Source organism: Corynebacterium sp. LaCa117 (assembly GCF_046717765.1).
GTDB classification, from domain to species: Bacteria; Actinomycetota; Actinomycetes; order Mycobacteriales; family Mycobacteriaceae; genus Corynebacterium; species Corynebacterium kefirresidentii.
Genome location: NZ_CP177102.1, coordinates 188,286 through 213,137, shown reverse-complemented (window position 1 = coordinate 213,137; position 24,852 = coordinate 188,286). Strand labels below are relative to the sequence as shown.

Here is a 24,852-nt window from a genome sequence, read left to right as displayed (position 1 = left end):
GGATACTACACTGAGTTTAATGAACAACACACCTGGCCCCTCCCCGCAGCACCCGTCGGCATCGGCCCCAGCGCCGTCGCCCGCGACGGTAGCTTCGCGCCACGCGGCCAGGTCCACAGCGCCCAAACCAGGCATGGAACAGCGCCGCACTAAGCCCCGCCGTGCGGTCCGTGCCTCCGGGGAGCCAGACGCCCCGAAACCCAAGCCGAAACCGAAACCGCACCCACCGGCCCAGCAACAGTCGCAGCAGGCCGACTCGCCTAACGAGGCGGCGGACTTTCCCTATGTGGCGCTGACCATCCAGACCACCGGCATTCACCCCAGCACCGGGCGCATCGTTACTATCGACGCCATTGCGTTCAACGACACCAGCGAGCAGGGCCAGCAATTCCACGCCGTCCTCAAGCCCGATATCGATGCCGGGCCGCGCCACCTCCACGGGCTGAGCACCACCGATATTGAGCAGGCGCCAGCTTTTGGCAAGATCCTCAAATCGCTGGACAAGCTTATTGACGGCCGCACACTCATCGTCCACGATCTCCCCTATACCTGGGGTTTTCTCGTCGCTGAAGCCCGCCGCGCCATGATGGCCGCCGCCCGCCAAAATCGCGCGCGCAACCGCGGCCGCAACAAGGGCCGCCGGCGCCGCCAGAAGGTCGGACACGTACCCACCCCTGTCCGCATCATCGATACTTTGGCCACCTCCTATGCGCAGCAGGTGCGGTCGAATGATGTGCGTTTAGGGGGCGTCGCTAAGCAGAGCGGCTTGGACGCTTCGCCACAGGCCTCGGTGGAGCGCGCCAAGCGGCCCGAACCCGAGACTTCGCGCGAACAAACCGAACTACTCATCGCGCTCTACCGCAAGCAACGAGGCGGCACGGTGCGCAGCTATGCGCCCGAGGAGGTGCGCGCCGACCGCTTCGGCCTGCAACGCTCCCACGTGCGCGTCGACGCTGCCGAAGCCCCCGTTCAACACCACAACCCCGGCAAATACGAGCCGGGCAAGGAACTGCGCCGCGGCATGGAAATCGTAGTCGCTCCGGAAATCCTCGAGGACCCGGACACCATCATCGCCGCGCTCATGCGTGAGGAGCTCAATTATTCCGAGAAGCTCACCCGCGAATCCTCGCTGGTCGTGTGCAACGTGACCACTAACCTGGTGGGAAAACCCATGCACGCCCACCGCAAGGGCATTCCGCTGATGTCCGATACCGCGTTTCTTGACGCCCTCACCCGCATCGAAGACGCCGTCCCGGAACCCGAATCCGGCAAACCCACGCCCCGGCCCCAACGCTCTTCCCACAACAACAAAAAAGGCGGCGCTAAGAACCAAAAGCGCCGCCGTCGCCGGGGCGGCCGCGGTGGTCGCGGCAGAGGCCGACGAAATTCTGGCGGCTCGGCGGGGAAAAAGAACGACTAAGCCGCCCGCGCGACTACCCTAGGGGACATGAGTTTTAGAGTCCCGGGTGCGCTGAGGAAGTTGCGCACCACCACCGCCACTACCGCCGCGAAGCTGGCTACCACCGCTTCCCGCGCCACCGGCCGTGGCGCCGGCGGAATGATCGGTGGTCTAATCGCCAATGCCATTGACCCTTCCATCATGACCAACCTGGGCGGTGGGCGCCCGGCCGTGCTAGTGACCGGCACCAACGGCAAGTCCACCACCACCCGCATGCTAGCCGCCGCAGTCCGCGCCGAGCACACCGTAGCCACCAACGACGGCGGTGACAACATGGATGCCGGCATCATCTCCGCACTCATGGCCGGCAAGGACGCCTCCCACCTGGTACTCGAGGTGGACGAGCTCCACGTGCCCCACGTAGCCGATAACCTGAACCCGCAGGCGCTAGTTCTGCTCAACCTCACCCGCGACCAGCTCGACCGCGTGGGCGAGATTAATAAGATCGAGCGGGCTCTGCGCGGCGCCGTGGAGGCTCACCCAGACATGCTCGTCATCGCCAACTGCGATGACGTTTTGATGACCTCCGTGGCCTATGACGCCAAGAATGTCATCTGGGTTTCGGCCGGCGCCGGCTGGCTCGGCGATTCCGTTACCTGCCCGCGCACCGGCGGGCACGTCGTGCGCACCGAGGATGACTGGTACGCCGTCAAGCCGCTTGCCGACGGCCGCGAATTCCGCCGGCCGCAGCCAACGTGGGGCGTCGATAAGCATGGCATTATCACCCCCACCGCTAAACGCCCCCTGAACCTGGCGCTGCCTGGCCGTGCTAACCGGGGCAACGCGGCACAGGCCATCGCTGCCGCCGTCGCCGGCTTCGGCGTGGACCTCGACAAGGCCATTGCGGCCGCCGAAAGCATCGATGATGTGGCCGGTCGCTACTCCACCATTCACTGGCGCGGCCGCGAGATTCGCTTGTTGCTGGCCAAGAACCCGGCCGGCTGGCAAGAAGCGCTGTCCATGGTGGACCGCAGCGCCGATGGCTTGGTCATCGCCACCAATGGCCAGGTGGCCGATGGCATTGACATGTCCTGGCTGTGGGACGTGAAATTCGAAGGCTTCAATGGCCTCAGCGTGAAGGCCGCCGGCGAGCGCGGCACCGACCTGGCTGTGCGCCTGGTCTACGCCGATATCTCCCACGAGCTCATCCCGGATCCGCTCGATGCGCTCGCCGCCTGCCCGGAGGGTCGCATCGAGGTCCTCGCCAACTACACCGCCTTCCGCGATTTGAAGAAGGCGCTTTCCAAGGAGGCCACCAATGCTTAATATCGGCCTAGTGCTTCCCGACGTCCTCGGTACCTACGGCGACGACGGCAACGCCCTCGTCCTGCGCCAGCGCGCCCGCATGCGCGGCTTCGAAGCGGAGATTTACCCGATCCGCTTGGGCGAGCCCGTGCCTGAGACACTGGATATCTACACCCTCGGCGGCGGCGAAGATACCGCGCAGATCCTGGCCGCGGACCACCTGATTTCCGATGGTGGCCTTACCCGCGCCGCTAACGCCGGCCGCCCGGTCTTTGCCATTTGCGCCGGCCTGCAGGTCCTGGGTGAGTCCTTCCGCGCCTCCGGCCGCATCATCGACGGCGTCGGCCTGCTCGATGCCACCACGGCCGGCATGCAGGACCGTGCCATCGGCGAGGTGGCTTCCAAACCCACCCGCGCTGGCGTTACCGCGGACCTCACCGAGCCGCTGACCGGTTTTGAAAACCACCTGGGCGCCACCATCCTTGGCCCCTCCGCGCAGCCCCTCGGCACGCTCACCCGTGGCAATGGCAATGCAGACCAGGCCGCCACCGCCGACCTTGCCGATGGCTCCACCCAGCGCACCTACGAAGGCGCCGTCCAAGGCAGCGTCATCGCCACCTATATGCACGGCCCGGCGCTGGCCCGAAACCCGCAGCTGGCCGATCTCCTCCTCGCCCAAGCGATGGGCGTGACCCTCGCGGATCTTGAGCCGCTTGAAATTCCGGCCGTTGACCGCCTGCGCGTCGAACGTTTCAACGCCTCCGAGCCCCCGCGCTCCCAAAGATAGGCCCAAGCCTGTGGATAACTTCACCGGACGGCCCTAAACCCCCGAGTTATCCACAGGCCCGGCCGCTGCCCCTTGTAGCCGCGCATCCCACGCCAATAGGCTGCGGGGCATGACGTTATTGGAGCAGCTGGGCGACATCGCTAAGCGCGGCGTGGATCTTCTCGAAGAGGCCCACGCCGCCTCCAGCCTGCCCCTGCCCGCGGACCAAGCGCGCACCCTGCGCCGGACCGCCGCGGCCTTTCTCTCGCCCACCAGCCATTCGCGCTACCAAGCCCGCGCGCTGGCCGCCGCGCGCCGCAATCACCACTGCCTAGAGACCCTCGCGCTCATCGCCCGTCGCTCGCGCAGCATTAGCGACCCTACCAAGCGCTGGCAATTCCGCGAGCAGCTCTGCGCCACCGCCGGCACCACCGCGCACGTCTCGCGCGCGGCTACCCGTCTGCTGCGCGAACTCAACCCTCCGCCCGAGCGCGAAGACGGCGGACGCCGGATAATGCACGGGGAGAAAACCACCCTGAGTTTCACCGGCCCCGCCGCACAAATGGCCGATATCTGGGCCGCCGCTAAATCCGACCCGCTAGCCTGGCTTAACGGCTCCCGCGTCACCGCGCCCGCTACCGTGACCACCAATGTCATCATCGAGCTGCCGGATTACCTGAAAATCCTCGCCGGAAACGGCGATGATATCCGCCTCGCTATGACCAACGGCGCCACCATCACCGGCGCCGAACTAGTCCGCCGCACCCTAGCCGGCGCGGGACTCTTCACGCTCATCCATCCCGAGCGCGGCCCAGTCAACCTCTACCGCACCCGGCAGGCCTCCGCCAAGCAACGCCGCATGCTCGAGGCCGAAGGCGCCCGCTGCGCCTGGCCCGCTTGCCGACGCCCCGCCTCCGAATGCCAAGCCCACCACCTCATCGAATACTCCCGCGGCGGCCACACCCATCCTGAGAACATGACGCTATTGTGCCCGTACCACAACTCCATCAACGGGCTGCCGGGCCGCGGCCGGATGGCGCGCATTCGGGGCCGGATCGCCTGGCTCCCGCCCGCTAGCCAGGACAGGCATACACGCATAGGGAACAGCAACGAACCCGACAACAGGCGCAGCGGGCGCAGCAGCAGATGCAGCACGACGACAAAGGAGGCGCATGGCCCGCCGGTATTTACCGGTCGCGCGCGCACCGGGCCTACGGCCGCCGTGCCCTAGCCGCTGTAGCTCCGCATTCGCCCAGTACTGGCCGGGGCGCTCAACGTGCTATATGGTCAGGCGGCCGGAAAGCGCGCGAGACAAGGTGAGCTCGTCCACAAACTCCAAATCGCCTCCGAGCGGCATGCCGGAGGCCAACCTGGTGATCTTCAAATCAGGGAAGTCACGTAGCAACCGCACCAAGTATGCGGCGGTGGCCTCGCCCTCGGTATTGGGGTCGGTGGCGAGAATGACTTCGTGGATGGTGGGGGTGGCGTCGTAAAGCGGGGCTTCGGGGGTAGAGTCTGCAAGCTCGCGGTCCGGCAACACACCGCCTAGGCGCTGCAACAGTGTAGAGATATTCAAATCACGCGGACCCACATTCGCCAGCGGGTCCAGCGCGCCGCCCAAGACGTGATAGCGGCCCTCATACTCGCCGGTGCGCTCAATGACCTGGATATCCTTAGGCTCCTCGACCACGCAGATAGTAGAGGCATCGCGCTGCGAGTTAATGCAGATGCGGCAGACATCCTCACGCGAAATATTGCAGCAAATTCGGCAGAAGGTCACGCCGTCGCGCACCGCGCCCAGCGCGTTCTGCAAGCGCTCGATGTCCTCGGGCTCCATGTGCAAAACGTGAAACGCGATGCGCTGCGCCGACTTCGGGCCGATTCCCGGCAGGCGCGAAAACTCGTCGATGAGGTCTTGCAGAGGTCCTTCAAACATCAATTACTCCCAAAATCGGCAAAAGCCGCCGCCCCACCCGGGGCAACGGCCTTATATCGTATCGCGCGGGCTACTGGTTGCCGCCGAAGACATCCTCAAAAGACGGGCCGCCCTGGCCGCCCATGCCCTGGGACAGCGGGCCAATCTTCTCCTGTGCCAGGCGGCCGGCCGCAGCGTGGGCCTCCTTGAACGCGCCCATAACCAGGTCCTGCAGCGTATCGACGTCCTCCGGATCCACGATGGACTTATCAATTTGCAAGTCCACGAGCTCGGCGCCGCCAGTCATGGTCACCTTAACCAGGCCATTGCCTGCCTGGCCCTCGACGTTGGTGGCGAGGATTTCTTCCTGCGCCTTCTGCAGATCCGCCTGCACCTGCGCGGCCTGCGCGATGAGGTCGTTCATGTCATTTGCCTGCTGCATTGGGTCTTGGTCAGTCATGGTGTTTCCTTTCTAAATCAACTTTAAATTTCGCTACCGCCCGAGTGTACCGTGCTCGCCGCTTAGGCACGCCGCGCGCCTAGTTCCCGCTCCAGCAATTCCATAGCTACCTCGGTAGCGCTGCGATGATCCATCTCGCCGGTGGACTGCGCGGCCTCCATCATGTCGCGTTCTTCGTCATCGCGGGTATAGGCCGGCGGTTCCTCGGGCGGCGCCTCATAAGTCTCCGGCTCGGGTTCGGGCGGCAGCGGCACGCCGTTGCTGAACTGCGATTCATCGCGCTGCTTGGCGGCCTGCGTCGCCCGTGCGATGCGCGAGCGCCAGCCCGGCGTGTTTTCCTGTTTACTCTCCGCCTCCTGGTCGTCGGCAGGCTCGCGCGCGGGCTGATTCGGTGTCCACGCCTCCTTGCGCTGCGCCGGCCGTGGGGCATTGAAACCGGCGGTCTTCGGGTCAGTGCCCACCACGCAGGTCACGGCCACATCGCGCTGGAACTCCTCCTTGAGCACCTCCACGATGACGGCATTATTGGCGGGCGCGTTGATACGCTCGGCCAGGGCGCCGGTGGTGTGTCCCAGCGTCAGCGTGCCATCGCGGAAGCCAAGCACGCGGGCTTCGGCAAGCATAATTTCCGCTACCTTATTCCGCTTTCCGACGCTCCCCCTCAACGCCACCCATTTCTCCCTCACGGCTTCCGCGAAGTCGCCTTCCGGCTCTTGCGTGGCCTGCGGTTGCGCCGATTCCGACACCATTTCCGACGCCGTCTCCGCAGCGGGCTGGCCCCCAGATCGCGCCGTTGCTTCCTGGGCGGATTCCTCCGCGCGGGCCGGTACGGGTTTCTCCAATGGCTCGCGCTGCTCCTGCTGGGCTGGCGCCGACTGCGGTATGCGCCGTTCGCGCTGCCACGGATCCTGGGACTCTTGCGGCTCCGCCTCCGACTCCGACTGCGGCTGCGGCTCTACCTGCGGCCGCTGTTGTTGCTGCGGGTTTTGCTGCTCGGCGGACGATTGCGCAGTATTAGCCGGGGTCTGGGTCTGAGGCTGCGGCTGGGCGGCGGGCTCAGAGCCAGCGGAGTGCGGCTCCTGGGACTTGGCGCGACGGCGCGCGATAATGGCGGCCGCAGCGGATTGGGGGTCTTGGGCACCTGCGACAGCTGAGGTTGCCGCGGCGGCACCACCCGGGGTCGGGGTCGCAGGGCCGGCAGGCACGGGCGCTCCGGGCGCGGCCGCGGGGCCGGTGGACCCGATAAGCAGGTGCGCGCACATGATTTCCAGCAGCAGGCGCGGCGAAGTCGCACCGGTGAGATCGCTGATGCGGTCGTTGACCGTGGAGGCCAAGTAGGTCAGCTGCGGGCCGGAAAAACGCTGCGCCTGGGCGGTAAGCACAGAAGCGCGGTCGGTGGGCGCGGAGACGAGGCCGGCCTCGATGGCGCCAGGAACGGCCTGCAGGATCATCAGATCGCGCAGGCGGTCAAGCAAATCGATAGCGAAGCGACGCGGGTCGTGGCCGGCCTCGATGACATGGTCCACCATCGCAAAGAGGCCGGGTTTGTCTTGGTTGGCGAGGGTTTCGATGGCGTCGTCAAGCAGCGAAACATCGGTGACACCCAGAAGCGGCCGGGCGAGGTCATAGGTCAGGCCATCGGGCCCGGCACCGGCTAGCAGCTGGTCCAGCAGGGACAACGTATCGCGCGGGGAACCACCGCCTGCCTCAATGACCATGGGGTATACGGCGTCCTCGACATGCACGCCCTCGGCCGCGACGGTGCGCTGCAGCAAGCCCTTCATGGCCGGCGGGGTCAGCAGGCGGAAGGGATAGTGGTGGGTACGCGAGCGAATGGTGCCGATAATTTTCTCCGGCTCCGTGGTCGCGAAGATGAAAATGACGTGCTCCGGCGGCTCCTCCACTACCTTGAGCAGCGCGTTAGCGCCGGAGGGCGAAATCATATGCGCCTCGTCAATGATGAAGATGCGGTAGCGCGATTCGGCCGGTGCATAGTAGGCGCGATCGCGCAGCTCGCGCATGTCTTCCACGCCATTATGCGAGGCGGCGTCAAGCTCCGTCACGTCCAAGTTTCCGGGGCCGCCGGGGGCCAGGGAGACGCAGGAATCACATTTGCCGCACGGCGTCGAGGTCGGCCCGTGCTCGCAGTTGAGCGAACGGGCCATAATTCGCGCCGAGGAGGTCTTGCCGCAGCCGCGCGGGCCGGAAAAGAGGTAGGCGTGGTTGATGCGCCCTGCATCGAGGGCGGCGGATAGCGGCGTGGTGACCTGCTCTTGGCCCACGACCTCCGCAAACGTTGCTGGACGGTATTTCCGGTATAAAGCCACGGTTAGCCAGTTTACCGGCTAACCCTCGCGCGACCAGTCCAGCAGGTCAATGCCCTGCTCGGCCACTGCCCCCTGCAGCTTGCCGACGCCCTCTTCTACCCCAAACGCATATTCCGAATCCGTCAGCATGACCAGCTGCAGGATGAGGGTCAGGCGGCCCTCTTCGCGAAATTGCGGGGTCTGCCCGCCCCACAGGTACGGCGCGATGAAGAGTCCGTGGTGCACGGTAATTCCCGGCGCGTCGAGGATGGACGGCAGCATCACGCCCGGCTGCGCCGGAAGCAGACCGTCGGCCTTCTCGAAAGTATCGGCCGCGGCGTTTACGGCGGCAGCCACCTCGGGCTGCCCGGTGCGCGCCACCGTCAACAGCTCGCAGCGCACATCGGTGCCGTCGTCCTGGCTCTGCAGGCCGGTGTCGGTGGCGTTGAAGGTGGTGGTGAGGGCGAGCGATTGGGCGTCGGCAAGCGCGGCGAGGCCTAGCCGGCGCTCATCGACGTAGCGGAACTCCAGCGGAGCCGGGATAATCTCGCTCAGCCACAGGGCAGACTCGTCGGCGTTGATTTTAGGCCCCCAACTTCTCCACGGCGGCGAGCAGCACACAGGTAGCGACGCCATCCATCGCCGCCTCGACCTCTTCCTGCGGCGGCAGGGTTGGGGCGAGGCGGATATTGCGGTCATTATCGTCCTGGCCATAAGGGAAGGCCGAACCAGCCTGGGTAAGCAGGATGCCGGCGTCGCGCGCAAGCTCCCAGACGCGGTTGGCGGTGCCGTCGACAACATCGAGGGAGATGAAGTAGCCACCCTTCGGGTTGGTCCACTGCGCCACCTCGTACTCGCCCAGGCGCTTTTCCAGGATGCGCAGCACCGCATCGAACTTCGGCTTAATCAGCGCGGCGTGGCGGCGCATCACCGCGCGCACCCCTTCTGCGGAGCCGAAGAACTCGTGGTGCGCCAGCTGGTTAATCTTATTCGGGCCGATGCCGCGAATGCCGGCGTGCTCTAGGTACCACTCGAGATTGTCTTCCGAGGTGCCGAAGAAACCCACTCCCGCGCCCGCGAAGGTGATCTTCGAGGTGGACGACATGGCCCAGAAGCGGTTCGGGTGGCCTTCTTCCGCGGCGATATCCAGAATCGGCAGGATTTCCGGGAATTCTTCAGTCAAGGTATGCACGGCGTAGGCGTTATCCCACACGATGCGGAAATCCGGTGCGCCGGCCTGCATGCGGGCGAGGCGGCGGGCCTTATCCTCAGAAATCACAGCGCCGGTGGGGTTGGCGAACATCGGCACCACCCACATGCCCTTGACTGTCGGGTCCGCCACCAGCTTTTCGACGGCCTCTACATCCGGCCCGTCTTCCTCCATCGGCACCGTCACCAGCTCGAAGCCAAATTGCTCCGTGATGGCAAAGTGGCGGTCATAGCCCGGCACTGGGCAAATCCACTTGAGTTTTTCTTCCTTGCTCCACGGCTGTGCGGAATCATTGGTGCCGAAGAGGAACGCCCAAGAAATCAGGTCGAACATGATGTTCAGCGAGGAGGAGTCTGCGGCCACGAGCAGCTCGGGATCCATGTTGGTCAGCTTGCCCCAGATATCGCGCAGTTCCTTGATGCCCTTTTGGTTACCGTAGTTACGCAGGTCGTTTCCGGCAGCGTCGGTGTAATGGCCCAGGCCTGGCAGGGCGAGGAGATCATTGGAGAGGTCTAGCTGCGCCTTCGCTGGCTTGCCGCGGGTCAGATCCAGTTTCAGGCCCTTAGCTTTAAGGTCCTCGTAGTCCTTACGGACCTGGGCGGCGAGCTCAGTTAGTTCGGACGATTCCAAAGTAAGAAGCGACATGCGTATGTCTACCTTCCATGTATAGGGCGACTTTTAGCCCCCAATAGTAACGCACGCCATACAAAAAGGGGACCCCGCGCACCCGTCAGAGCCTCCTGACCCTTGCTGCATTCCTGCCCTGGGGGAGTTCAGAGGATGGACGCCACGCGGAATCCTGCCCCATACTTTAACGCCCGAGCGCCGGTTTAGCCAAATGGGACTCCGGCCGCGCAGCCCTCCGCCGCTCGCGGGTACCGCTCTCGATACCTAGCCACCACACAACGGTTAAAATTCCCCGAAAACACGCCCTGACCTGGCGATTGGTAAAATAATTGCCACGGCTGCTAATGTTTCTTCTCGGAGGATTCGACTAGCGGCCTATGTCACACGCCTGGAACGCGTGCGGGGTTCACGCCCCTCGTGGGTTCAAATCCCACATCCTCCGCCACAGGAAATCCCGGCTCCTGCTACATAGCAACGGAGCCGGGATTTTTGTTATACCTGCGCTCGGCCGCGCTAGCCGACGCCGCGCTAGCCGCTAATCAATGACCGGCGGTTCGTAGCCATCTTCTTTTAGCCACGCAATGTGCGGCGGGGTGTTCATTCCCCACTCAGTGCGCGCCCAAAGGAAGGCTTGGGCGACCTCGGCCTCGGGATAGCCTCCGTCGCGCAGGTACTGCCGGAAGCCGTTCGGGCCTGAGTCTTTGATCCACAGCCAGACGTAGTCGTCGAGGGAATCGTCGGCAAGCAGGCCTTCGAGCCCGGCCGGCACAAACTCGCGCTCGGCGCGCACGCGATCCGCCAGATCCTGGTCGAGGAAGTCATAGAGATAATCCAGCGCGTCCTCAAGCTGCGCATAATCGAAGGCATTCATGCCGCCCAGCCTAGTGGCGCTTGGTGCCCAGGACCATGCGATCGATTTCTTCCAGCACCTCGTCCACGATGGCCGGGTTATAGGCGCGGTAGCCGCGCATGCGCAGCAGCTCCTCCTGTGCCGCCGTCAGAGCGGTCCGGCGGGCCTCCAGAGCTACGTGGCGGAACTGCCAGGCGCGTTGCTTGCGGGAGTCTTCGGAAACATCCTCGCCATCACCAATCCGGTCTTCCAGCCATTGGATAACGTTGGCGGAAATTTCTGGATCCACCTTTTCGGCGTCGGGGGCGATATGCCCATCCGGCCGGAAATTCGACAGTGCCTCGATGCTGGCCGCACGCGCACGGGCAACCACGGCAGCGCGCATCTTATCGCTGGCGATCTGGGAGGCTTCCGTGAGGTCGAGTCGCTCCATCAACCACGGCAAGAGCAGGCCGGGCACCACCATCGTGGCCAGCAAGACCGTCAACGCGATGACGGCGAGCTCATGGTGGAAACTAAACACGCCCGCCGGGATGGACAAAACCAGCGCCAAAGTGACAAGTCCACGCATGCCGGACCACGTCATCAGCAGTACTTCTTGCAGGCGCAGCGGCGCAACCCGTGGGCGGCCACGAGAGACATTGATGCGGTAATAGGCATACATCCACACCAAACGGACAACAAAGGCCACGAGGGACAAGATGACGCCCACGACCACCGAATGCCACAGGTCCGAGCCCACTTCGCCGATGGCGGTATTGACCGTCAGGCCAATGAGTCCGAAGGCCACGCCGGTAAAAAGCAGCTCGACCGTCTCCCAGAAGGACTGGCCGGACAGGCGGTCCTCGGCCTGGATATCGGCCCGGGAATTAAGTTCTACGGCCGCGATGACCACGGCGATAACGCCGGAGGCACCGAGTTCCTCCGCGATGAGGTAGACGGCAAATGGCGTCACCCAGGTCAGCGCGTTGCGCGCGGTGACGTCGTGGACGTGGGTGATAAATAGCGCCACCAGCCGGCCGACGACCCAGCCCAGGCCGCCCGCAACGAATGCGGAGTAGAAAAAATTCAGCACGCCGCCGCCAAAGGAGAGATCATCGCCTTGGGTTACGGCCGTCAAGGCAAGATTGAAAGCGACGATAGAGGCGGCGTCGTTAAATAGGCCCTCGGTCTGCAAGGTGGTGATGATGCGCCGCGGGATGCCGGCGGGCTCGGCCACGGCGTCGACTGCGACGGGGTCCGGTGGGGCGATGGCCGCACCGATGAGGATGGCGGCGGCCAGGCTAATGCCGGGCAAGAAGGCGTAGGCCGTGGCACCGACGGCCAGCGTGGTGGCGACAACCAACAGCACGGAAAGGCTCAGGATGGTCACCCATTGCTCGCGGATAACACCCCACGAGGTGCGCCGGGCCAGCGCCCACAGCAGTGGCGGCAGGAAGATGGGCAGGATGAGTTCGGTGGGCGGCTCAAACCTGGGTAGCCCCGGCACGAAGACGGCGCAGGCAGTGATGATCGTCAGCAGGGCCGGCCACGGCAGCCCAATCTTGTCACCGATGGCGACGACGAACACGGTCAGCAGCATGAGCCCAATGAGCACCAGAAGAACGTCCATGGGCCCAGATTTTACCCGTGCCAGGTATAGGGATCTGGGCGCAAGCGGTCGGGCTCGAATTGCGCGAGCAGCTCTGCGGCGCTGCCGGCTTTATACCCCAGCGAGGCCGCCAGCTGCTTGACGACGTCCCCCACGTCCCCCATTTCCCGCATGGTCACCGCACCATCGCGCTTGGCTAGGCGTTCGCCGGATTCATTGAGCACGAGCGGGACGTGGATATACTCCGGCGCCTCGATGCCGAGCAGCGAGGCGAGGTAGGCTTGGCGCGGCGCCGAGGAGAGCAAGTCATCGCCGCGGACCACCTGGTCGATGCCCTGGAAGGCATCGTCGACGACGACGGCCAGGTTATACGCCCAGCCGGTGTCCTGGCCGCCGCGGCGCAGGATGAAGTCATCGACGTCTCCCGTATAGGTGCCGTGGAGGGCGTCGGGGATGGTGAAAGTGGGGACGTCGGCAAGCAGGCGAAGGGCAGGCTGGCGATTCTGGGCCGCAAGCTCGGCACGCTTGGCCGCGCGCTGGTCTTCGGTGAGGTTGCGGCAGGTGCCTGGGTACTGGCCGGGGATGGCGTGCGGGGCCCGGGAGGCCTCGCGGATATCTTTGCGGGAGCAGTAGCACTCGTAGGTGGGCAGCTGCGCCAGGGCCTGCTCATAGGCGGCGTCGCGATCATGCTGGTAGATGACCTCACCGTCCCAATCCAGTCCGAGCGCGCGTAGGTCCGCCAGCTGGCACTCGGCCGATTCCTGGGAGGAGCGCTGCTTATCGATGTCCTCCACGCGCACCACAAAGCGCCGCCCCGTCGAGCGGGCAAAAAGCCACGCCAGAAGCGCCGTGCGGAGGTTGCCGAAGTGCAGATCGCCCGAGGGGCTCGGCGCGTAGCGGCCGGCGCCGGTGGTCGCGGAATTCATGCCCACAGTCTACGGACTGGCACAATGGCGGGTATGGAAAAATCGAACGGCGCTGGAGTGCGCTTCATTCCCGTCCGCTCTACTCTCTACCCTTGGCTGGTCACCGTGTTTGTGGTGACCTTCCTGATTTCTAATATCAACGCCACCAAGGGCGTCCAGCTCGGCCCGCTGGTGACCGACGGCGCCTTCTTTCTATTCCCGCTGGCCTATATTGTCGGCGACGTACTCTCCGAATGCTATGGCTTTAAATCCACGCGCCGCGCGGTCTATATAGGCTTCGCGATGGCCATCTTGGCTGCCGTCTGTTTCTATATCGCCATCTGGCTGCCGGCGGCCGATTTCTACGAGGGACAGGAGGCCTTCGCAGCCACGCTTGGTCTGATGCCGCAGATTCTGGCCGCCTCGCTAGCCGGCTATCTCGTGGGCCAGCTACTCAATGCCTGGACGCTGACTGCGATGAAGAAGCGCTCGGGCGAAAAGGGGCTTTTCGCGCGCCTTATCGCCTCCACCGTGGTGGGCGAGTTCGGCGATACGCTGCTGTTTTGCGCCATCGCCGCGCCGGTTATCGGCGTGGACACCGTAGGCGGGTTTATTAACTACGTCATCGTGGGCTTCGTGTGGAAGACCCTGATGGAGGCCGTCATGCTGCCGGTGACGGCCGCGGTCATCAAATGGGTGAAGAAGCGCGAGGATTACTTGCCGGCGTAGTAGCGGCCGAGGAATTCATCGCGGTAGGCCTCGTAGTAGCCGCCGTCAATGGCGGCGCGGATATTATCCACCAGGCGAATCATGAACTCCACGTTGTGGATGGTGCACAACGTGCCAGCGAGGAATTCCTTCGCCTTCAGCAGGTGGTGCAGGTAGGCGCGGGAGTAATTCTCAGATACGTAGCCGCCGAATTCCTCGTCGACCCCAGCGAAATCGCGCTTGAAGCGCGCATTGGTGAGGTTCATGCGGCCGTCGAGGGTGTAGACGCCGCCGCGGCGCGCCAAGCGGGTCGGCGCCACGCAGTCGAAGGTATCGGCACCGGCCTCGACGGCGGTGAAAATATCGTCCGGCTCGGAGATGCCGAGCAAGTGGCGCGGCTTGTCCTCGGGTAGCTCATCGCAAACCCAGCCGACAATGGTGCCCAGGTTTTCCTTCTCTAGCGCGCCGCCGATGCCAAAACCGCCAAAGCCGCGCTTGCCTTCCTCGCGGGCGGTGCGATCGAGGTCGAGCAGGCCGCGGGTGGCTTGGCGGCGCAGGTCCTCATACTGCGCGCCCTGAACGACGCCCCACAGGGACTGCTTCGGCCGGTGGGTGCGCTCGCGGGTGAGGCGGTCGTGCTCATCCAGGCAGCGCTTGGCCCAGCGGTGCGTGCGCGCGACGGATTCTTCCTGGTAGGTACGCGTATCGACGAGGGTGGTCAACTCGTCGAAGGCGAACATGATGTCTGCACCCAGCCCGTGTTGGATCTGCATGGACTTCTCGGGCGTGAAGCGGTGCTTGGAGCCGTCGATAACGGATTTGAAATCCACGCCGTCCTCGTCCACCTGCGCCATGCGCTCTTTCTTTGCCGCGCGGATGTCCTTATCGCTAAGTTCCGCGATATCCATCGCAAGAACCTTCTTGAAACCTACGCCCAGCGACATCACCTGGAAGCCGCCGGAGTCGGTGTAGGTCGGGCCGTGCCAGTTTTCGAACTCGGCCACTCCGCCGGCCTCGTCGACGATATCGTGGCCTGGCTGCAGGTAAAGGTGGTACGCATTCGACAGGATGGCTTGCGCGCCGGTGGAGCGAATCTGCTCCGGAGTCAGGGTCTTTACCGTGGCTTTAGTGGCCACCGGGATGAAGGCCGGGGTCTGAATATCGCCGTGTGGGGTGTGGATGACACCGCTGCGGCCGTGCTTGCCGGGACCTTCGGGCAGGCGCTTGCCGATGTCGAAGCTCAAGTCCATATCTATTCTTCTTCCTTGTCTGCAGGGATAGGGGCTGGGGTGGCGTTTTTAGCTTCCCATTCTTCTTCCAGGGCGGTGCCTTCGATGTCCAGGGTGGGCAGAATCTTGGCCAGCCACTTGGGCATCCACCACGTCGCGCGGCCCATGAGGAACATGGTGGCGGGGACGAGGGTCATGCGGACGAAGAAGGCGTCGAAAAGCACGCCAGCGGCCAAGGCAAAGCCGAAGATCTGGATAAATGGCAGCGGTTGGTTAATAAACGCCACGAAGACCGAAATCATAATGATGGCGGCGGCCGTGACCACGCGGGCGCCTTGGGTAAAGCCGGTGATGGTGGCCTCGTCGACGGCGCTATACCGCCCGCCGGTGCCCTCCGGGTGGCGAGAGATGTGCTCGCGCATGCGAGTGACCAGGAAGACCTGGTAGTCCATCGCGAGGCCAAAGGTCACGCCGATGAGGAAGATGGGCATGAAGGAAATCAGCGGGCCCGGCGCGGGCACCAGGTTCCACAGGCCTTCCTGCCAGACCAGGACGGTCAGGCCGAAAGCGCCGCCGACGGACAGCAGGAAGCCCAAGCCCGCAACCAGCGGCACCAAGATGGAGCGAAAGACCAACAGCAGCAGCACGATGGCCAGACCCACGACGATGGCCAGGTACGGCACCATGGCTTCCTCGAGGCGCTCGGTGATATCGAGCTGCACGGCCGTTAGGCCAGTCAGGCCAATGTCGGTACCTGTGGCGTCCTCGATCTCGCCGGTGGCCGAGCGCAGCGCGTGTGCGACGTTCACCGTTGCGGCGTCCGTGGGCGCGGTTTCCGGGGTAACCATGATCTGTGCGGCGCGCTTGTCCTGGCTCAGGCCGACAATCTGCGCGTGCTTCACCCCGCCCAAGCCCTTGAGCTGGTCCGCGGTGTAGAGGAAGGACGCAAGCGCGGCCTTGTCCTCTGGGGAGGCAGCGTCGGCCGCATCTGCGGAGGTGTCTACCACCTCAGCGGCCGGGGCGATCTCCGGCTCGGCTGCGGGCTGGTCCCCCTGCGGCTGCTCAGGCATCTCCTCTTCGGGGGCAGGAGCGGGAGCGGGGGCTGGTTCGGGTTGGGACTGGGCGTCGACAAGCGGGGCCAAGGCGCCGGATTCCGCGTTGACCGTGTGGGCATCGACCACGGCGAGGAAAGGACCGTTAACGCCCGGGCCAAAGCCCTCGGACATGATGTCGGCGGCCTTGCGCTGGGTGGTATCGGGGTTCGACGTGGTATCGGCCGGAAGGGCAAGCTCCATCTGGAGTACCGGCGCGGTCATAGCCCCCAAGGAGAGCACGACCAGCGCCATAGCCAGGCCGGGCACCTTCTGGACTAAACGCACCCACCGGTTGCCCATGGTGGGCCCGCGGCGGCGCTTGCCCTTGCGGGTCGGGTTGCCGGCCACGCCGGGGATTCGACCATTGAAGGCCTTATCGCCCAGCAAGCCCAGCATCGCAGGGATGAGCGTGAGCGAGACCAAGACGGCGATCGCGACGGTGCCGGCGGCGGCCAAGCCCATGGCCGTGAGGAAGCCAATGCGCGCAATGATGAGCGCGAAGAGCGCGGTAAAGACCGTCGCGCCGGCAAAGACCACGGAGGAGCCGGCCGTACCCACCGCCATGCCTGCGGCATCGGGCCCGTCCATGCGGCGGCGCTCGGCGCGGTAGCGCGAAAGAATAAACAGCGCATAGTCGATGCCCACAGCCAGGCCGATCATGATGGCCAGAACCGGGGTCATGTTATTGAGCTCAATCCAGTGGGTGGCAATAAACATGCCCAGCGCGCCGAGTCCCACGCCAATGACGGCGGACACCAAGGGCATTCCCGAGGCCACCAGCGAGCCGAAGGTGAAAATGAGCACGAGGAAGGCGACGCCCAGGCCGATGATCTCAGAGGTGGAATTGACTGCGATCTCATCGCCAAATCCGGCGCCATTGCCTTCGACCGTAAGGCCGCGGTCGCGGGCGATATTCATCGCCTCCGTGACGGTGTCCTTATCTGCTTGCTCCACGCTATAAGGCGACTCGGCGTCAAAATTGAAGGTGGTATACGCAATGGTCTCGTCATCGTTGACCATGGCGAGGTTATCCGCATCAGCGCGGGCAGATGCTTCCGGCAGCCCCATATCCGTGAATTGGTGGATGACCTGATCCTGCAGGCGAGGTGAGACCTCAAGCGGGTTGCCAAAGCGCGTGGTATCGCCCATCTTCAGGTTGTCTTCGAGGTAGGAGATGGTGGCGTCGATGGCCTCGCGGTTTGCTGGATCAGAAAGCTTCTGGCCATCTGGGGCCTTGAAGACCACGTTGACCGAGGGTGAATTGGCAGGGTTGCCGCCCTCTGGGAAGAGGTCCATGGTCTTATAGGTGGCGTCGATAGACGGGGTTCCCTTAATGGAGAACTCGCTCGTCATCGGTTTCATCAGCAAGGCGGCGGCACCGCCAACGGCGGCGAGCAGCAGCAGCCATGCCACGATGACCTTCCACTTATGGAGGAAAGACCAGCGCCCAAGACGATAAAGCAATGTAGCCACGGGTAGATGTACCTTCGCATTCGCGTGGGGGACGGGTTGAACTTCGCCCTAGTGTAGTGGCCGCACCCTATAATCCCCTATCGCGAAGCCACCTGCGTCCCAGTTTTCACAGCTGGCGGCCAGCCGGGCCCCTCCCCCGCGCCCGCGGCCTGGTCGGGAAAAAGAAAATCCCGGCCTGCGCAAACAGACCGGGATCTCGGTGCGGTGGCGGCGGGATTTGAACCCGCGGTTGGGGGTTACCCAACAATCGCTTTCGAGGCGATCACCTTCGGCCGCTCGGACACGCCACCGCGTTCCAGATTACGGGAGTGCGCCCGAGCGACAAAATCGCTGCGCCAGCGGGGTGCCAGCGCAGCGATATGCAGAAATACGGATGAGGATTAGTCGTCCTTCAGGCCGCCGATAACCTCGTTGGCCTTGTCCTTGATGCCCTCGGCAGCGTCGGACAGCTTGTCCTTAGCCTCGGAGGTGACCTGGTCGGCCTTGCCCTCGTTAGCTACGTCCTCGTTGCCGGTAGCTTCGCCGTAGGCTTCCTTTGCCTTGCCTACGAGGCCGTCCTTCTTGTTTTCCAAATCGCCCATAATCACTCCTTTGATTAGACGGATAATGTATGGGCACCAGTGTACGCGCGTTTAGCGCAGGTCGTCGAAGAAGTTTCGGAGCAACGCGGCGCATTCGTCTTCGAGGACGCCGCCGCGAACCTGCGGGGTAAAGGGCGCAGTGGGGGCGCGCAGGACATCGATTAGCGAGCCGCACGCGCCGGTCTTGGGTTCAAAAGCGCCAAAGACTACCGAACCCACACGCGCCGCTTGCAAGGCTCCGGCGCACATGGCGCAAGGTTCCAAGGTGACGACAAGCTCACAGCCGGAAAGGCGCCAGCCGTCTCCATAGACGCGCACTGCTTGGCGGATGGCCTCTACCTCGGCGTGGGCAGTGGGATCGGCGCGTTGCTCGCGGCGGTTGACACCGGTGGCGAGTTCGGCTCCGGCGGCGTCAAAAAGCACCGCACCCACCGGCACATCGCCTGCCGGGGTGCACTTGGCGACGTCCAGGGCGCGGCGCATGCGGGCCTCTGCGCGCAGAAGGGGCTCAGGCGTTATCAATGACGTCTTCCAGTTCATCGCCGAAGCCGAGCTCGCCGGCGATGCGCAGCAGCATATCAGAAGGCCAGTCTTCGTCATTGTCGATGATGTAGCCCACCTGATCCTCGGATAGGCCGAGATCGGCGAAGATATCGAAATCGCCTTCGCCATAAGGGTCGGCCTCTTCAGGGTCCACATCCGGGATTTCATGGTCGTTGATATCCATGAAATCGGCCGCAAAGTCATCATCAACGCCATAGGTGGCATCCGAAATGAGCATCTTCACCCCGCCCGGCACGGGGCGCACGGCAATGAAATAGGCATCTTCCACACACAGCAGCGCGAACGCAGCGCCCTCAGAGCGCAGGCTGCGCACCGCATTGATGGAGGTCTGCGGATCCTCGAAGTCATCGTTGAAGCTGCGCACCAGCCACTGGCCCGCAGTGCGGGCGACGGTTACCGCGAAGGAGTAATTTTCGTTGCTCATACCTCGTGAGATTAGTCGTGTTGTGCCACAATTGTCACCGTGAGTTCTCAAGATGTTCAACGCCCTATCTGCATAATCGGTCTCGGCCTCATCGGCGGCTCTTTGCTGCGCGATCTAGCCGGATATAAACACCCCGTTTTTGGATATAACCACTCCACTTCTGGCGCCCGCACTGCAGTAAAGCAGGGCTTTGACGTCACCGATGATCTTCCCGCTATTTTGACCCGCGCGGAAGCCGAAGATGCGCTCATCGTCATCGCTGTTCCCATGACCGCGGTGGGCGAGGTCCTCGATGCCATCCAGGAGCACGCGCCTAGCTGCGGTATTACAGATGTGGTTTCCGTAAAGACTGCGGTACGCCAGCAGGTCCTCGAACGCGGCATGGAATCGCGCTACGTGGGCGGGCATCCGATGGCGGGCACCTCCAAGTCCGGTTGGGATAACTCCCAGCGGGACCTCTTCCGCCGTGCGGCGTGGGGTATTACTTATGACTATGCCGCCGAGTGCGAGGCGCGTGGGGAAAAGATTCCTAAGCAATGGATTGAGACCTTTACCGAGGTTGTACGCATGACGCAGATGGTACACGCGGAGGCGGTTCCTATCCGCGTAGCTAACCACGATGCTGCGGTGGCGCGCATTTCCCACCTGCCGCATGTCTTCGCCGAAATTCTCGCCGTGGTGGGCGATAACGGCGGAATCTTGGCGCAGTCCCTGTCTGCCGGTTCCTTCAAGGACGCCACGCGCGTGGCCGGTACGCACCCGGAGCTAGTGCAGCAGATGTGCGAAACCAATGCCCCGGCGTTGGTGGAGGCTTTGGACGAGGCCTTGGATCTGCTTCGCGACGCCCGCGAGAAGCTCGACTCCCCCGAGCCTTCCATCGCCGAGCTTTCCGACGCCGGTTATCGCGCCCGCACCCGTATCGATGCCCGTTCTGGCGCGCGCAAGGAATCGGTCTCCCCGGTCAAGATTTCTTCCCGCCCGGTGCTGCGCCTACACCCAGGCGGCCCGAATTGGGTGGCGCAGCTGCGCCAGTCCGAGTCCCTGGGTGGGCGCATCGAGATTTTCTAGCGCTTGCGACCCCGTAGGCCGGGAATGCGGGATACTACCGCGGCGGCAATAAGACCTAGCACTGCTATTTCGGCATAAAGCCAAGCGTGGTCGGCGCTGGTCTGCGGGGTTTTCGGCGGTTCGGGAGTGGTTTCCGCGGTGAGAATCGCTTCCTTATCGCGTCCGCTCACCACTCCCTCGATCCAGTCCTTGGTGCCGGCCAGCGTGGTAATAGCCGCGCTAGGTGAAGGCAGGTCTGGGTCCCCGTTCGCGGTGCCCGCCGTGGCGAGTCCGGCGAGTTTACCGTCGACAAAGAAGGGGCCGCCGGAGTCACCGCCTTGCATACCGGCTCGGCCGGTGGAGTGAACATCAAGGATGGCGCTTTCGATAAGCGGCATCGGGCCATCGGGCGCCCCACCCGGCATGGCCTCGCTGGCTGGCACGCTTTCTGTACCCTCCGGTGCCTTAAGCCCCGGCATAGCCTCGGCCGCGGGAACGCTTTCTCCGACATCGGCATCCTCACCGGCGCTCGCGGCAGCGTCCGCGCCAGCAGGTTCGGCGGGGCTACCGCCGAGGAGCTCGGCTACTTCCATTTCCGCTTGGGGCAGCTGACCGCGGCGCGCCATAGAAGAACTACTGCTCCAGCCGTAGAGTGTGCCGCGTTTGCCCGGTTCCGGAACTTGGGTGGAAATCTCTGCGGGCTTTGTATCGGTGACAGGGGCGGTGAGGTGGAGAAGGGCGGCGTCGGAAAGCGGGGACAGTGCCCAGGAATCAGTGTCGTAGGTGGTTCCGTTGATGCGGGCCTGGGTGCCCGTGTTATTCACAGACTCGAGGCAGTGACGTGCGGTGAGCACCCATTGGGCGGCCACGAGAGTACCGGTACAATCACCGAAACTACCCACGCGTCCTATCTTGAGTTGGGCGACGGTGCGGGCCTCCGGGGAGTCCGTTGCTGGATCACCGTGTTCGAGTGCAGTGGCCGGGGCGGCAGTCAGTGCCACGATGCTGGCGGCGAGCAAGGCGGGGAAAATTTTGTGCTGCATGATTAGTCCTTCTTTCCGGCAGGAACGGCGATGGCAATAGCTTTGGCGACGGCCCATTCGGCCGGCCCCTTCCCTATCAGGCGGCGCCACAGGGTTGCGATAACGAGGAAGAGGGCAATGAAGGCACAGGCCCAGGCGGTGTTGTGCAGGGCGATGTGGCTTTGCCAGTAGTAAGCGGTGAGCACGTGCAAGATGTAGATGCTCAGCGACATCGCACCCAGCGCAGCAAAGGGATAGACCAGCTTGGGCGCAGCTCGACCAGCAAGCAGGCAGAGGTGCAGGACGACTGCAGCGACGGCAATGGACAGCACGATCTCACCCACGACGCCGGTGTGGCCGGTAAAGCGTAGCCAGCCAGTAATGTCCGTAGTAAAGCGGAAGTAAAAACCGATAGCGGCAACGATGCCGGCTATAGCAGTGGAAACCCACTGCGCAGCTGCGCGTTGCTTGCGAATATAGATTTCATAGAGCAGCATGCCGGCGAGGAAATAAGCGATATAGGCCAGCAGTGGGTATACCTGCGGTAGGGTCAGCGGAGCGTATTTCACGGTCGCGGCTACGGTGGCCGCAGCGAAAAGGATTAGCTTCCAGGCCCAGTGCAACGGGGGAACCCAGCACAGCAACATCATGGTGATGCCAATTACTACTAGGACGACCTGAATCTCACCTCCAAGGGGCAGTAGAGCGAGGCCGATGAGTGTAATTATGCAGCCTCGGGCGAGGATGCGCAGAAGCGTCGTCACCGTGAAATTGCGGGCAATAATCATCAATGTGACGCCAGCCAAAATGGCAAAAAGCGCGGCGGGCAGGCCGTTGAGAATGACTTTGGTATGCCACACGAGGGAGGCCATGTGCAGGACTACCATGCCAATAATGGCAAGTGAGCGGGCTATATCAAGCCCAACGATGCGCGAAGATGCGGACACCGGGCGTTCTCCTTCAAGACAGAGGGGAGCGCGTTGCCGCAGTCCCCTTATTAATAAAGACTTTCTTTTTCTACTAAGTCTATCTGGGAGGTTGCTGTGAACGTTTTATACGTGTCCTGCATTTTATAAAGGGGTTACATATGACTTATTGCGGCAGTGAAAATCCATCTAATCGCGGAAGTTATCATCGCGATATTTGCGCGACCGAGAGGGATCAGCAGCAAGCTTGAGAAGCGGGGCGCTTATTAGACCAAGCACAACTCCGCCCAGAAGGAGCCACAGGCTCCCAGAACCGAGCCATAGTGCGAGGCCAAGGACAATGCCGGCAATGAGACCCGGCAGCAATGAGGAAGACTTCATAGACGGGCACCTGCGAAATAGATTAGATACAAGAAAAGCCGCCCGAAGGCGGCTTATTTTGTGCGCCCGGAGGGATTCGAACCCCCAACCTTCTGATCCGTAGAGAGAAGTTAAAGGGGCCTTACCTGGGCTATCTTAGCCTATGTTTGCGTGGTGTTTGCAGTCGACGATTATCCCTCGAAAACGTCCTCATGGACGTCTTTGGTTAGCTGGGCGTCCTCTATTGCCTTTGGGTGGCGGTCAAATATTCGCCGGAGAGCCAATACAGCGCGCCAATACTTTTGAGAGATGGCTTCTACTTTCTCACGGAGAGTACTCACTTCCTGCTTCAGGCCATCAATCTCTTCTTGCTGCGCGTCCATTCTCTCCATGATTTTCTGAGAGAAGCTTTCCCACTGCGGGCCTTGTTGCTCCACCTTTTTGGCGTCCACTTGGGAGCGCCCTGTAGCTTTCGCCGCGAGCCACGCAAAAAGTCCCGTAAAAAATGCTGCTATGGCCCCTCCGAGGAGAGTATCCACCATAAGTAGTTACTCCTTTCTCAGATCCTCTGAGGGACGTCTTGGCGTCTCCTGCGGTACTAGCTCCGGTTCTCTGCGCCCTCGGGCAAAAGCCCAGAATGTGAGACCAAAAATACATAGATAGGCGATAGCCGTAACCCATCCGCGTCCACCATTAGTGATAAACGTGAATGCCCATAGAAAGTGCATTCCAACCATCATCCCGACTGCTAAGGGTTGGGATTGACGCCAGATAATGGCGGTGAAACACCCCAATCCGGCAAGCACCCAGATCACTCCCCATACTGGTGGGGATGCAACCATCTCTAAGAGATGCGCCGGTTTTCGGTCAGGATTTACCAAAGGCGGAAAGTAACTAATCCCGCGCGCGGCGCCTAGGACTCCCAAAATGACTAGACCCATCTCGTCTGAAAGTAAGCGTCTTTTCATCCGCGTTTTCCACTGCGAGTCAATGCATCGGGCCATGCTAGTCACCTGCTCGATGCCGGCCTACGTAGACCAAACTGGCTGTCTCAGGAGTGGAGACCTTAAGGGAAGCAAAGGAAGTCAGGATAGAGGCAATCGTTGCTGTCGTTGCTAAACCAATTCCTTGTTTCCAGTCCATCTCCCATACGGCCTGATCCACGACGAGCCATGCTAGTAGCGTCTGCGCGAAAGTCTTCGCTGCGCGCTCCAGAAGGTCGAACCAAAATTGCTTACTGCGCATGTTCTTCCTCCGGTTCCTTGCAAACCTCCTCTGTTTCGTCGTGCGCCTCGACGGCGTCAGCAAGCTGATCAAGGGATTTCTGCGCTTGAGATGCCTTTCCTCGATATTCCACGTGAAGTTCCTCGACCTTGCGGTCGGTCTGCATAATGAACTCAGTCAGCGGCGCCTTGAACTTGGATCCTTCGACTCGGGATGGTTCAGGGGCGAAAAGCGCGTTGTGGATCGCGCGGGTCTTGGCGAGCAGTTCCTTTTGCTCTTCTGCGGTCAATGCCATGAGAAAATCCTCCTCTTTCTTCGGTGCCTGTCGAGCAGGCTTAGTCATTTCGTCGTACCAATACTGGGCACGTGCGATGTAGTGGTCGTGATATTTATGTCCTGGACGTAAGTGATACGGGCAAGACGTCAAGCCGCCCGATTCAATATTGTGGAAACGGACATTGGCGCCCGATACCGGCCGGCCAAGGCCGTAGAAGCGACACAGTGCAGCTACGAGGTGCGCTCCGGTATCCAGCGTCGTCTTTCCGATAGGCCAATCAGCTGCTTGGCCCGCTTCATTGGAATGCTCAACAACGATGGTTTCCTGGTTAGAAACCAAGTTGGCATTCCCCCATGCAGTGTCCCTATCCCAAACGAGCTGTCCCACTTCACCTTTCGGATCGACCGAATAATGGCCGGAAGCTTCACGAGAAAGCCAAACGTTATAGCAATTGTCGATTCCCCCAACCATCGCCATGTGATGGACAGTGACATGCCGGATCTTCCGCCCGGCGCGCCCCGGCGTGAAATGCCAGGGAATTAGTCTGACACGATCAGGAAGGACATTTAGCCAGTCTTTCACTCCGTGT

At 62.8% G+C, this 24,852-nt stretch carries 25 protein-coding genes, 2 tRNA genes and 1 other RNA gene; 7 read left to right on the top strand and 21 right to left on the bottom strand.

The window, feature by feature from the left end:
• The first annotated feature begins 19 nt into the window (after nucleotides 1–19).
• From ACLI1L_RS01115 to ACLI1L_RS01100, 4 genes are all read left to right on the top strand, one after another.
• Nucleotides 20–1,420 carry a DNA polymerase III subunit epsilon gene (locus ACLI1L_RS01115; RefSeq protein WP_411707838.1) on the top strand — a complete coding sequence of 467 codons (1,401 nt, stop codon included), beginning with the start codon at nucleotides 20–22 and terminating at the stop codon, nucleotides 1,418–1,420.
• A 27-nt stretch (nucleotides 1,421–1,447) separates the two neighbouring features.
• A complete protein-coding gene (locus ACLI1L_RS01110) occupies nucleotides 1,448–2,725 on the top strand; it encodes a Mur ligase family protein (protein WP_238800652.1) in 1,278 nt (425 codons plus the stop codon).
• On the top strand, nucleotides 2,718–3,491 hold the full coding sequence (locus ACLI1L_RS01105; RefSeq protein ID WP_086588689.1) for a type 1 glutamine amidotransferase: 774 nt from the start codon (nucleotides 2,718–2,720) through the stop codon (nucleotides 3,489–3,491). The genes ACLI1L_RS01110 and ACLI1L_RS01105 overlap by 8 nt, the downstream gene beginning before the upstream one ends.
• A gap of 109 nt (nucleotides 3,492–3,600) precedes the next feature.
• On the top strand, nucleotides 3,601–4,701 hold the full coding sequence (locus ACLI1L_RS01100; protein WP_411707837.1) for an HNH endonuclease signature motif containing protein: 1,101 nt from the start codon (nucleotides 3,601–3,603) through the stop codon (nucleotides 4,699–4,701).
• Between the two features lie 48 nt (nucleotides 4,702–4,749).
• On the opposite strand, the gene recR is transcribed toward ACLI1L_RS01100, so the two are convergent.
• The 6 genes from recR to ffs form a co-directional block, all read right to left on the bottom strand.
• Nucleotides 4,750–5,406, bottom strand: a complete 657-nt coding sequence (gene recR / locus ACLI1L_RS01095) for a recombination mediator RecR (protein ID WP_005323161.1) — start codon at nucleotides 5,404–5,406, stop codon at nucleotides 4,750–4,752.
• A gap of 70 nt (nucleotides 5,407–5,476) precedes the next feature.
• Nucleotides 5,477–5,845, bottom strand: a complete 369-nt coding sequence (locus tag ACLI1L_RS01090; RefSeq protein ID WP_411707836.1) for a YbaB/EbfC family nucleoid-associated protein — start codon at nucleotides 5,843–5,845, stop codon at nucleotides 5,477–5,479.
• 62 nt (nucleotides 5,846–5,907) lie between these two features.
• Nucleotides 5,908–8,172, bottom strand: a complete 2,265-nt coding sequence (locus ACLI1L_RS01085) for a DNA polymerase III subunit gamma and tau (RefSeq protein ID WP_411707835.1) — start codon at nucleotides 8,170–8,172, stop codon at nucleotides 5,908–5,910.
• Nucleotides 8,173–8,190: 18 nt separating this feature from the next.
• Complete coding sequence (locus tag ACLI1L_RS01080) at nucleotides 8,191–8,787, bottom strand: hypothetical protein (RefSeq protein ID WP_411707834.1); 597 nt, start codon at nucleotides 8,785–8,787, stop codon at nucleotides 8,191–8,193.
• Nucleotides 8,735–10,006, bottom strand: coding sequence for an aminotransferase class I/II-fold pyridoxal phosphate-dependent enzyme (locus ACLI1L_RS01075; RefSeq protein WP_411707833.1), 1,272 nt, complete (start codon nucleotides 10,004–10,006; stop codon nucleotides 8,735–8,737). The genes ACLI1L_RS01080 and ACLI1L_RS01075 overlap by 53 nt, the downstream gene beginning before the upstream one ends.
• Nucleotides 10,007–10,066: 60 nt before the next feature.
• Nucleotides 10,067–10,165, bottom strand: an RNA gene (ffs, locus tag ACLI1L_RS01070) — signal recognition particle sRNA small type.
• A gap of 179 nt (nucleotides 10,166–10,344) precedes the next feature.
• On the opposite strand from ffs, the gene ACLI1L_RS01065 reads away from it, so the two are divergent.
• A tRNA-Ser gene (locus ACLI1L_RS01065) sits at nucleotides 10,345–10,433 on the top strand.
• Between the two features lie 90 nt (nucleotides 10,434–10,523).
• On the opposite strand, the gene ACLI1L_RS01060 is transcribed toward ACLI1L_RS01065, so the two are convergent.
• The 3 genes from ACLI1L_RS01060 to gluQRS are packed head-to-tail and all read right to left on the bottom strand — an operon-like array spanning nucleotide 10,524 to nucleotide 13,355.
• The gene (locus ACLI1L_RS01060) at nucleotides 10,524–10,859 is read right to left on the bottom strand and encodes a hypothetical protein (RefSeq protein ID WP_411707832.1); all 336 of its coding nucleotides are present in this window, start codon (nucleotides 10,857–10,859) and stop codon (nucleotides 10,524–10,526) included.
• Nucleotides 10,860–10,869: 10 nt separating this feature from the next.
• On the bottom strand, nucleotides 10,870–12,450 hold the full coding sequence (locus tag ACLI1L_RS01055) for a cation:proton antiporter (RefSeq protein WP_411707831.1): 1,581 nt from the start codon (nucleotides 12,448–12,450) through the stop codon (nucleotides 10,870–10,872).
• Between the two features lie 11 nt (nucleotides 12,451–12,461).
• Nucleotides 12,462–13,355: a tRNA glutamyl-Q(34) synthetase GluQRS gene (gene gluQRS / locus ACLI1L_RS01050; protein ID WP_411707830.1), complete on the bottom strand. Its 894-nt coding sequence runs from the start codon at nucleotides 13,353–13,355 to the stop codon at nucleotides 12,462–12,464.
• 33 nt (nucleotides 13,356–13,388) lie between these two features.
• On the opposite strand from gluQRS, the gene ACLI1L_RS01045 reads away from it, so the two are divergent.
• Nucleotides 13,389–14,063 carry a queuosine precursor transporter gene (locus tag ACLI1L_RS01045; protein WP_394286152.1) on the top strand — a complete coding sequence of 225 codons (675 nt, stop codon included), beginning with the start codon at nucleotides 13,389–13,391 and terminating at the stop codon, nucleotides 14,061–14,063.
• Here the strand turns inward: ACLI1L_RS01045 and tgt are convergent.
• From tgt to ACLI1L_RS01015, 6 genes are all read right to left on the bottom strand, one after another.
• Nucleotides 14,048–15,292, bottom strand: coding sequence for a tRNA guanosine(34) transglycosylase Tgt (tgt, locus tag ACLI1L_RS01040; RefSeq protein ID WP_308767395.1), 1,245 nt, complete (start codon nucleotides 15,290–15,292; stop codon nucleotides 14,048–14,050). The genes ACLI1L_RS01045 and tgt overlap by 16 nt on opposite strands.
• A gap of 2 nt (nucleotides 15,293–15,294) precedes the next feature.
• Nucleotides 15,295–17,838, bottom strand: coding sequence for an MMPL family transporter (locus ACLI1L_RS01035; RefSeq protein WP_411707829.1), 2,544 nt, complete (start codon nucleotides 17,836–17,838; stop codon nucleotides 15,295–15,297).
• 202 nt (nucleotides 17,839–18,040) lie between these two features.
• A tRNA-Ser gene (locus tag ACLI1L_RS01030) sits at nucleotides 18,041–18,128 on the bottom strand.
• Nucleotides 18,129–18,218: 90 nt separating this feature from the next.
• Nucleotides 18,219–18,419: a CsbD family protein gene (locus ACLI1L_RS01025; RefSeq protein WP_086588623.1), complete on the bottom strand. Its 201-nt coding sequence runs from the start codon at nucleotides 18,417–18,419 to the stop codon at nucleotides 18,219–18,221.
• Between the two features lie 51 nt (nucleotides 18,420–18,470).
• Complete coding sequence (locus ACLI1L_RS01020; protein WP_411708381.1) at nucleotides 18,471–18,902, bottom strand: nucleoside deaminase; 432 nt, start codon at nucleotides 18,900–18,902, stop codon at nucleotides 18,471–18,473.
• 25 nt (nucleotides 18,903–18,927) lie between these two features.
• On the bottom strand, nucleotides 18,928–19,407 hold the full coding sequence (locus ACLI1L_RS01015; protein ID WP_023020373.1) for a tRNA adenosine deaminase-associated protein: 480 nt from the start codon (nucleotides 19,405–19,407) through the stop codon (nucleotides 18,928–18,930).
• A 39-nt stretch (nucleotides 19,408–19,446) separates the two neighbouring features.
• On the opposite strand from ACLI1L_RS01015, the gene ACLI1L_RS01010 reads away from it, so the two are divergent.
• Nucleotides 19,447–20,475, top strand: a complete 1,029-nt coding sequence (locus ACLI1L_RS01010; RefSeq protein WP_086588621.1) for a prephenate dehydrogenase — start codon at nucleotides 19,447–19,449, stop codon at nucleotides 20,473–20,475.
• Here ACLI1L_RS01010 and ACLI1L_RS01005 read toward each other — a convergent pair.
• The 6 genes from ACLI1L_RS01005 to ACLI1L_RS00980 all read right to left on the bottom strand — a co-directional run bounded on the left by ACLI1L_RS01005 (nucleotide 20,472) and on the right by ACLI1L_RS00980 (nucleotide 24,845).
• Nucleotides 20,472–21,497: a trypsin-like serine protease gene (locus tag ACLI1L_RS01005; protein WP_411707828.1), complete on the bottom strand. Its 1,026-nt coding sequence runs from the start codon at nucleotides 21,495–21,497 to the stop codon at nucleotides 20,472–20,474. The two genes, ACLI1L_RS01010 and ACLI1L_RS01005, sit on opposite strands and share 4 nt — an antisense overlap.
• A 2-nt stretch (nucleotides 21,498–21,499) precedes the next feature.
• Nucleotides 21,500–22,423: a DUF418 domain-containing protein gene (locus ACLI1L_RS01000; protein WP_411707827.1), complete on the bottom strand. Its 924-nt coding sequence runs from the start codon at nucleotides 22,421–22,423 to the stop codon at nucleotides 21,500–21,502.
• A gap of 168 nt (nucleotides 22,424–22,591) precedes the next feature.
• Nucleotides 22,592–22,783 (bottom strand): hypothetical protein, encoded by a 192-nt coding sequence (locus tag ACLI1L_RS00995; protein ID WP_411707826.1) that lies wholly within the window; start codon nucleotides 22,781–22,783, stop codon nucleotides 22,592–22,594.
• A 170-nt stretch (nucleotides 22,784–22,953) separates the two neighbouring features.
• Complete coding sequence (locus ACLI1L_RS00990; RefSeq protein ID WP_411707825.1) at nucleotides 22,954–23,214, bottom strand: hypothetical protein; 261 nt, start codon at nucleotides 23,212–23,214, stop codon at nucleotides 22,954–22,956.
• Nucleotides 23,215–23,767: 553 nt separating this feature from the next.
• Nucleotides 23,768–24,007 carry a holin gene (locus tag ACLI1L_RS00985; RefSeq protein WP_411707824.1) on the bottom strand — a complete coding sequence of 80 codons (240 nt, stop codon included), beginning with the start codon at nucleotides 24,005–24,007 and terminating at the stop codon, nucleotides 23,768–23,770.
• Complete coding sequence (locus ACLI1L_RS00980; RefSeq protein ID WP_411707823.1) at nucleotides 23,997–24,845, bottom strand: N-acetylmuramoyl-L-alanine amidase; 849 nt, start codon at nucleotides 24,843–24,845, stop codon at nucleotides 23,997–23,999. Before ACLI1L_RS00980 ends, ACLI1L_RS00985 begins: the two co-directional genes overlap by 11 nt.
• Nucleotides 24,846–24,852 lie beyond the last annotated feature (7 nt).

Coding starts and splice junctions, on each gene's coding strand:
- ACLI1L_RS01060 (WP_411707832.1), bottom strand. CDS start 10,859: ATGAATGCCTTCGATTATGCGCAGCTTGAGGACGCGCTGGATTATCTC.
- ACLI1L_RS01080 (WP_411707834.1), bottom strand. CDS start 8,787: ATGGCGTCGCTACCTGTGTGCTGCTCGCCGCCGTGGAGAAGTTGGGGG.
- ACLI1L_RS01100 (WP_411707837.1), top strand. CDS start 3,601: ATGACGTTATTGGAGCAGCTGGGCGACATCGCTAAGCGCGGCGTGGAT.
- ACLI1L_RS00985 (WP_411707824.1), bottom strand. CDS start 24,007: ATGCGCAGTAAGCAATTTTGGTTCGACCTTCTGGAGCGCGCAGCGAAG.
- ACLI1L_RS01105 (WP_086588689.1), top strand. CDS start 2,718: ATGCTTAATATCGGCCTAGTGCTTCCCGACGTCCTCGGTACCTACGGC.
- ACLI1L_RS01090 (WP_411707836.1), bottom strand. CDS start 5,845: ATGACTGACCAAGACCCAATGCAGCAGGCAAATGACATGAACGACCTC.
- ACLI1L_RS01075 (WP_411707833.1), bottom strand. CDS start 10,006: ATGTCGCTTCTTACTTTGGAATCGTCCGAACTAACTGAGCTCGCCGCC.
- ACLI1L_RS01020 (WP_411708381.1), bottom strand. CDS start 18,902: ATGCGCCGCGCCCTGGACGTCGCCAAGTGCACCCCGGCAGGCGATGTG.
- ACLI1L_RS01015 (WP_023020373.1), bottom strand. CDS start 19,407: ATGAGCAACGAAAATTACTCCTTCGCGGTAACCGTCGCCCGCACTGCG.
- ACLI1L_RS01055 (WP_411707831.1), bottom strand. CDS start 12,450: ATGGACGTTCTTCTGGTGCTCATTGGGCTCATGCTGCTGACCGTGTTC.
- gluQRS (WP_411707830.1), bottom strand. CDS start 13,355: ATGAATTCCGCGACCACCGGCGCCGGCCGCTACGCGCCGAGCCCCTCG.
- ACLI1L_RS01025 (WP_086588623.1), bottom strand. CDS start 18,419: ATGGGCGATTTGGAAAACAAGAAGGACGGCCTCGTAGGCAAGGCAAAG.
- recR (WP_005323161.1), bottom strand. CDS start 5,406: ATGTTTGAAGGACCTCTGCAAGACCTCATCGACGAGTTTTCGCGCCTG.
- ACLI1L_RS01045 (WP_394286152.1), top strand. CDS start 13,389: ATGGAAAAATCGAACGGCGCTGGAGTGCGCTTCATTCCCGTCCGCTCT.
- tgt (WP_308767395.1), bottom strand. CDS start 15,292: ATGGACTTGAGCTTCGACATCGGCAAGCGCCTGCCCGAAGGTCCCGGC.
- ACLI1L_RS00995 (WP_411707826.1), bottom strand. CDS start 22,783: ATGAAGTCTTCCTCATTGCTGCCGGGTCTCATTGCCGGCATTGTCCTT.
- ACLI1L_RS01005 (WP_411707828.1), bottom strand. CDS start 21,497: ATGCAGCACAAAATTTTCCCCGCCTTGCTCGCCGCCAGCATCGTGGCA.
- ACLI1L_RS01110 (WP_238800652.1), top strand. CDS start 1,448: ATGAGTTTTAGAGTCCCGGGTGCGCTGAGGAAGTTGCGCACCACCACC.
- ACLI1L_RS01115 (WP_411707838.1), top strand. CDS start 20: ATGAACAACACACCTGGCCCCTCCCCGCAGCACCCGTCGGCATCGGCC.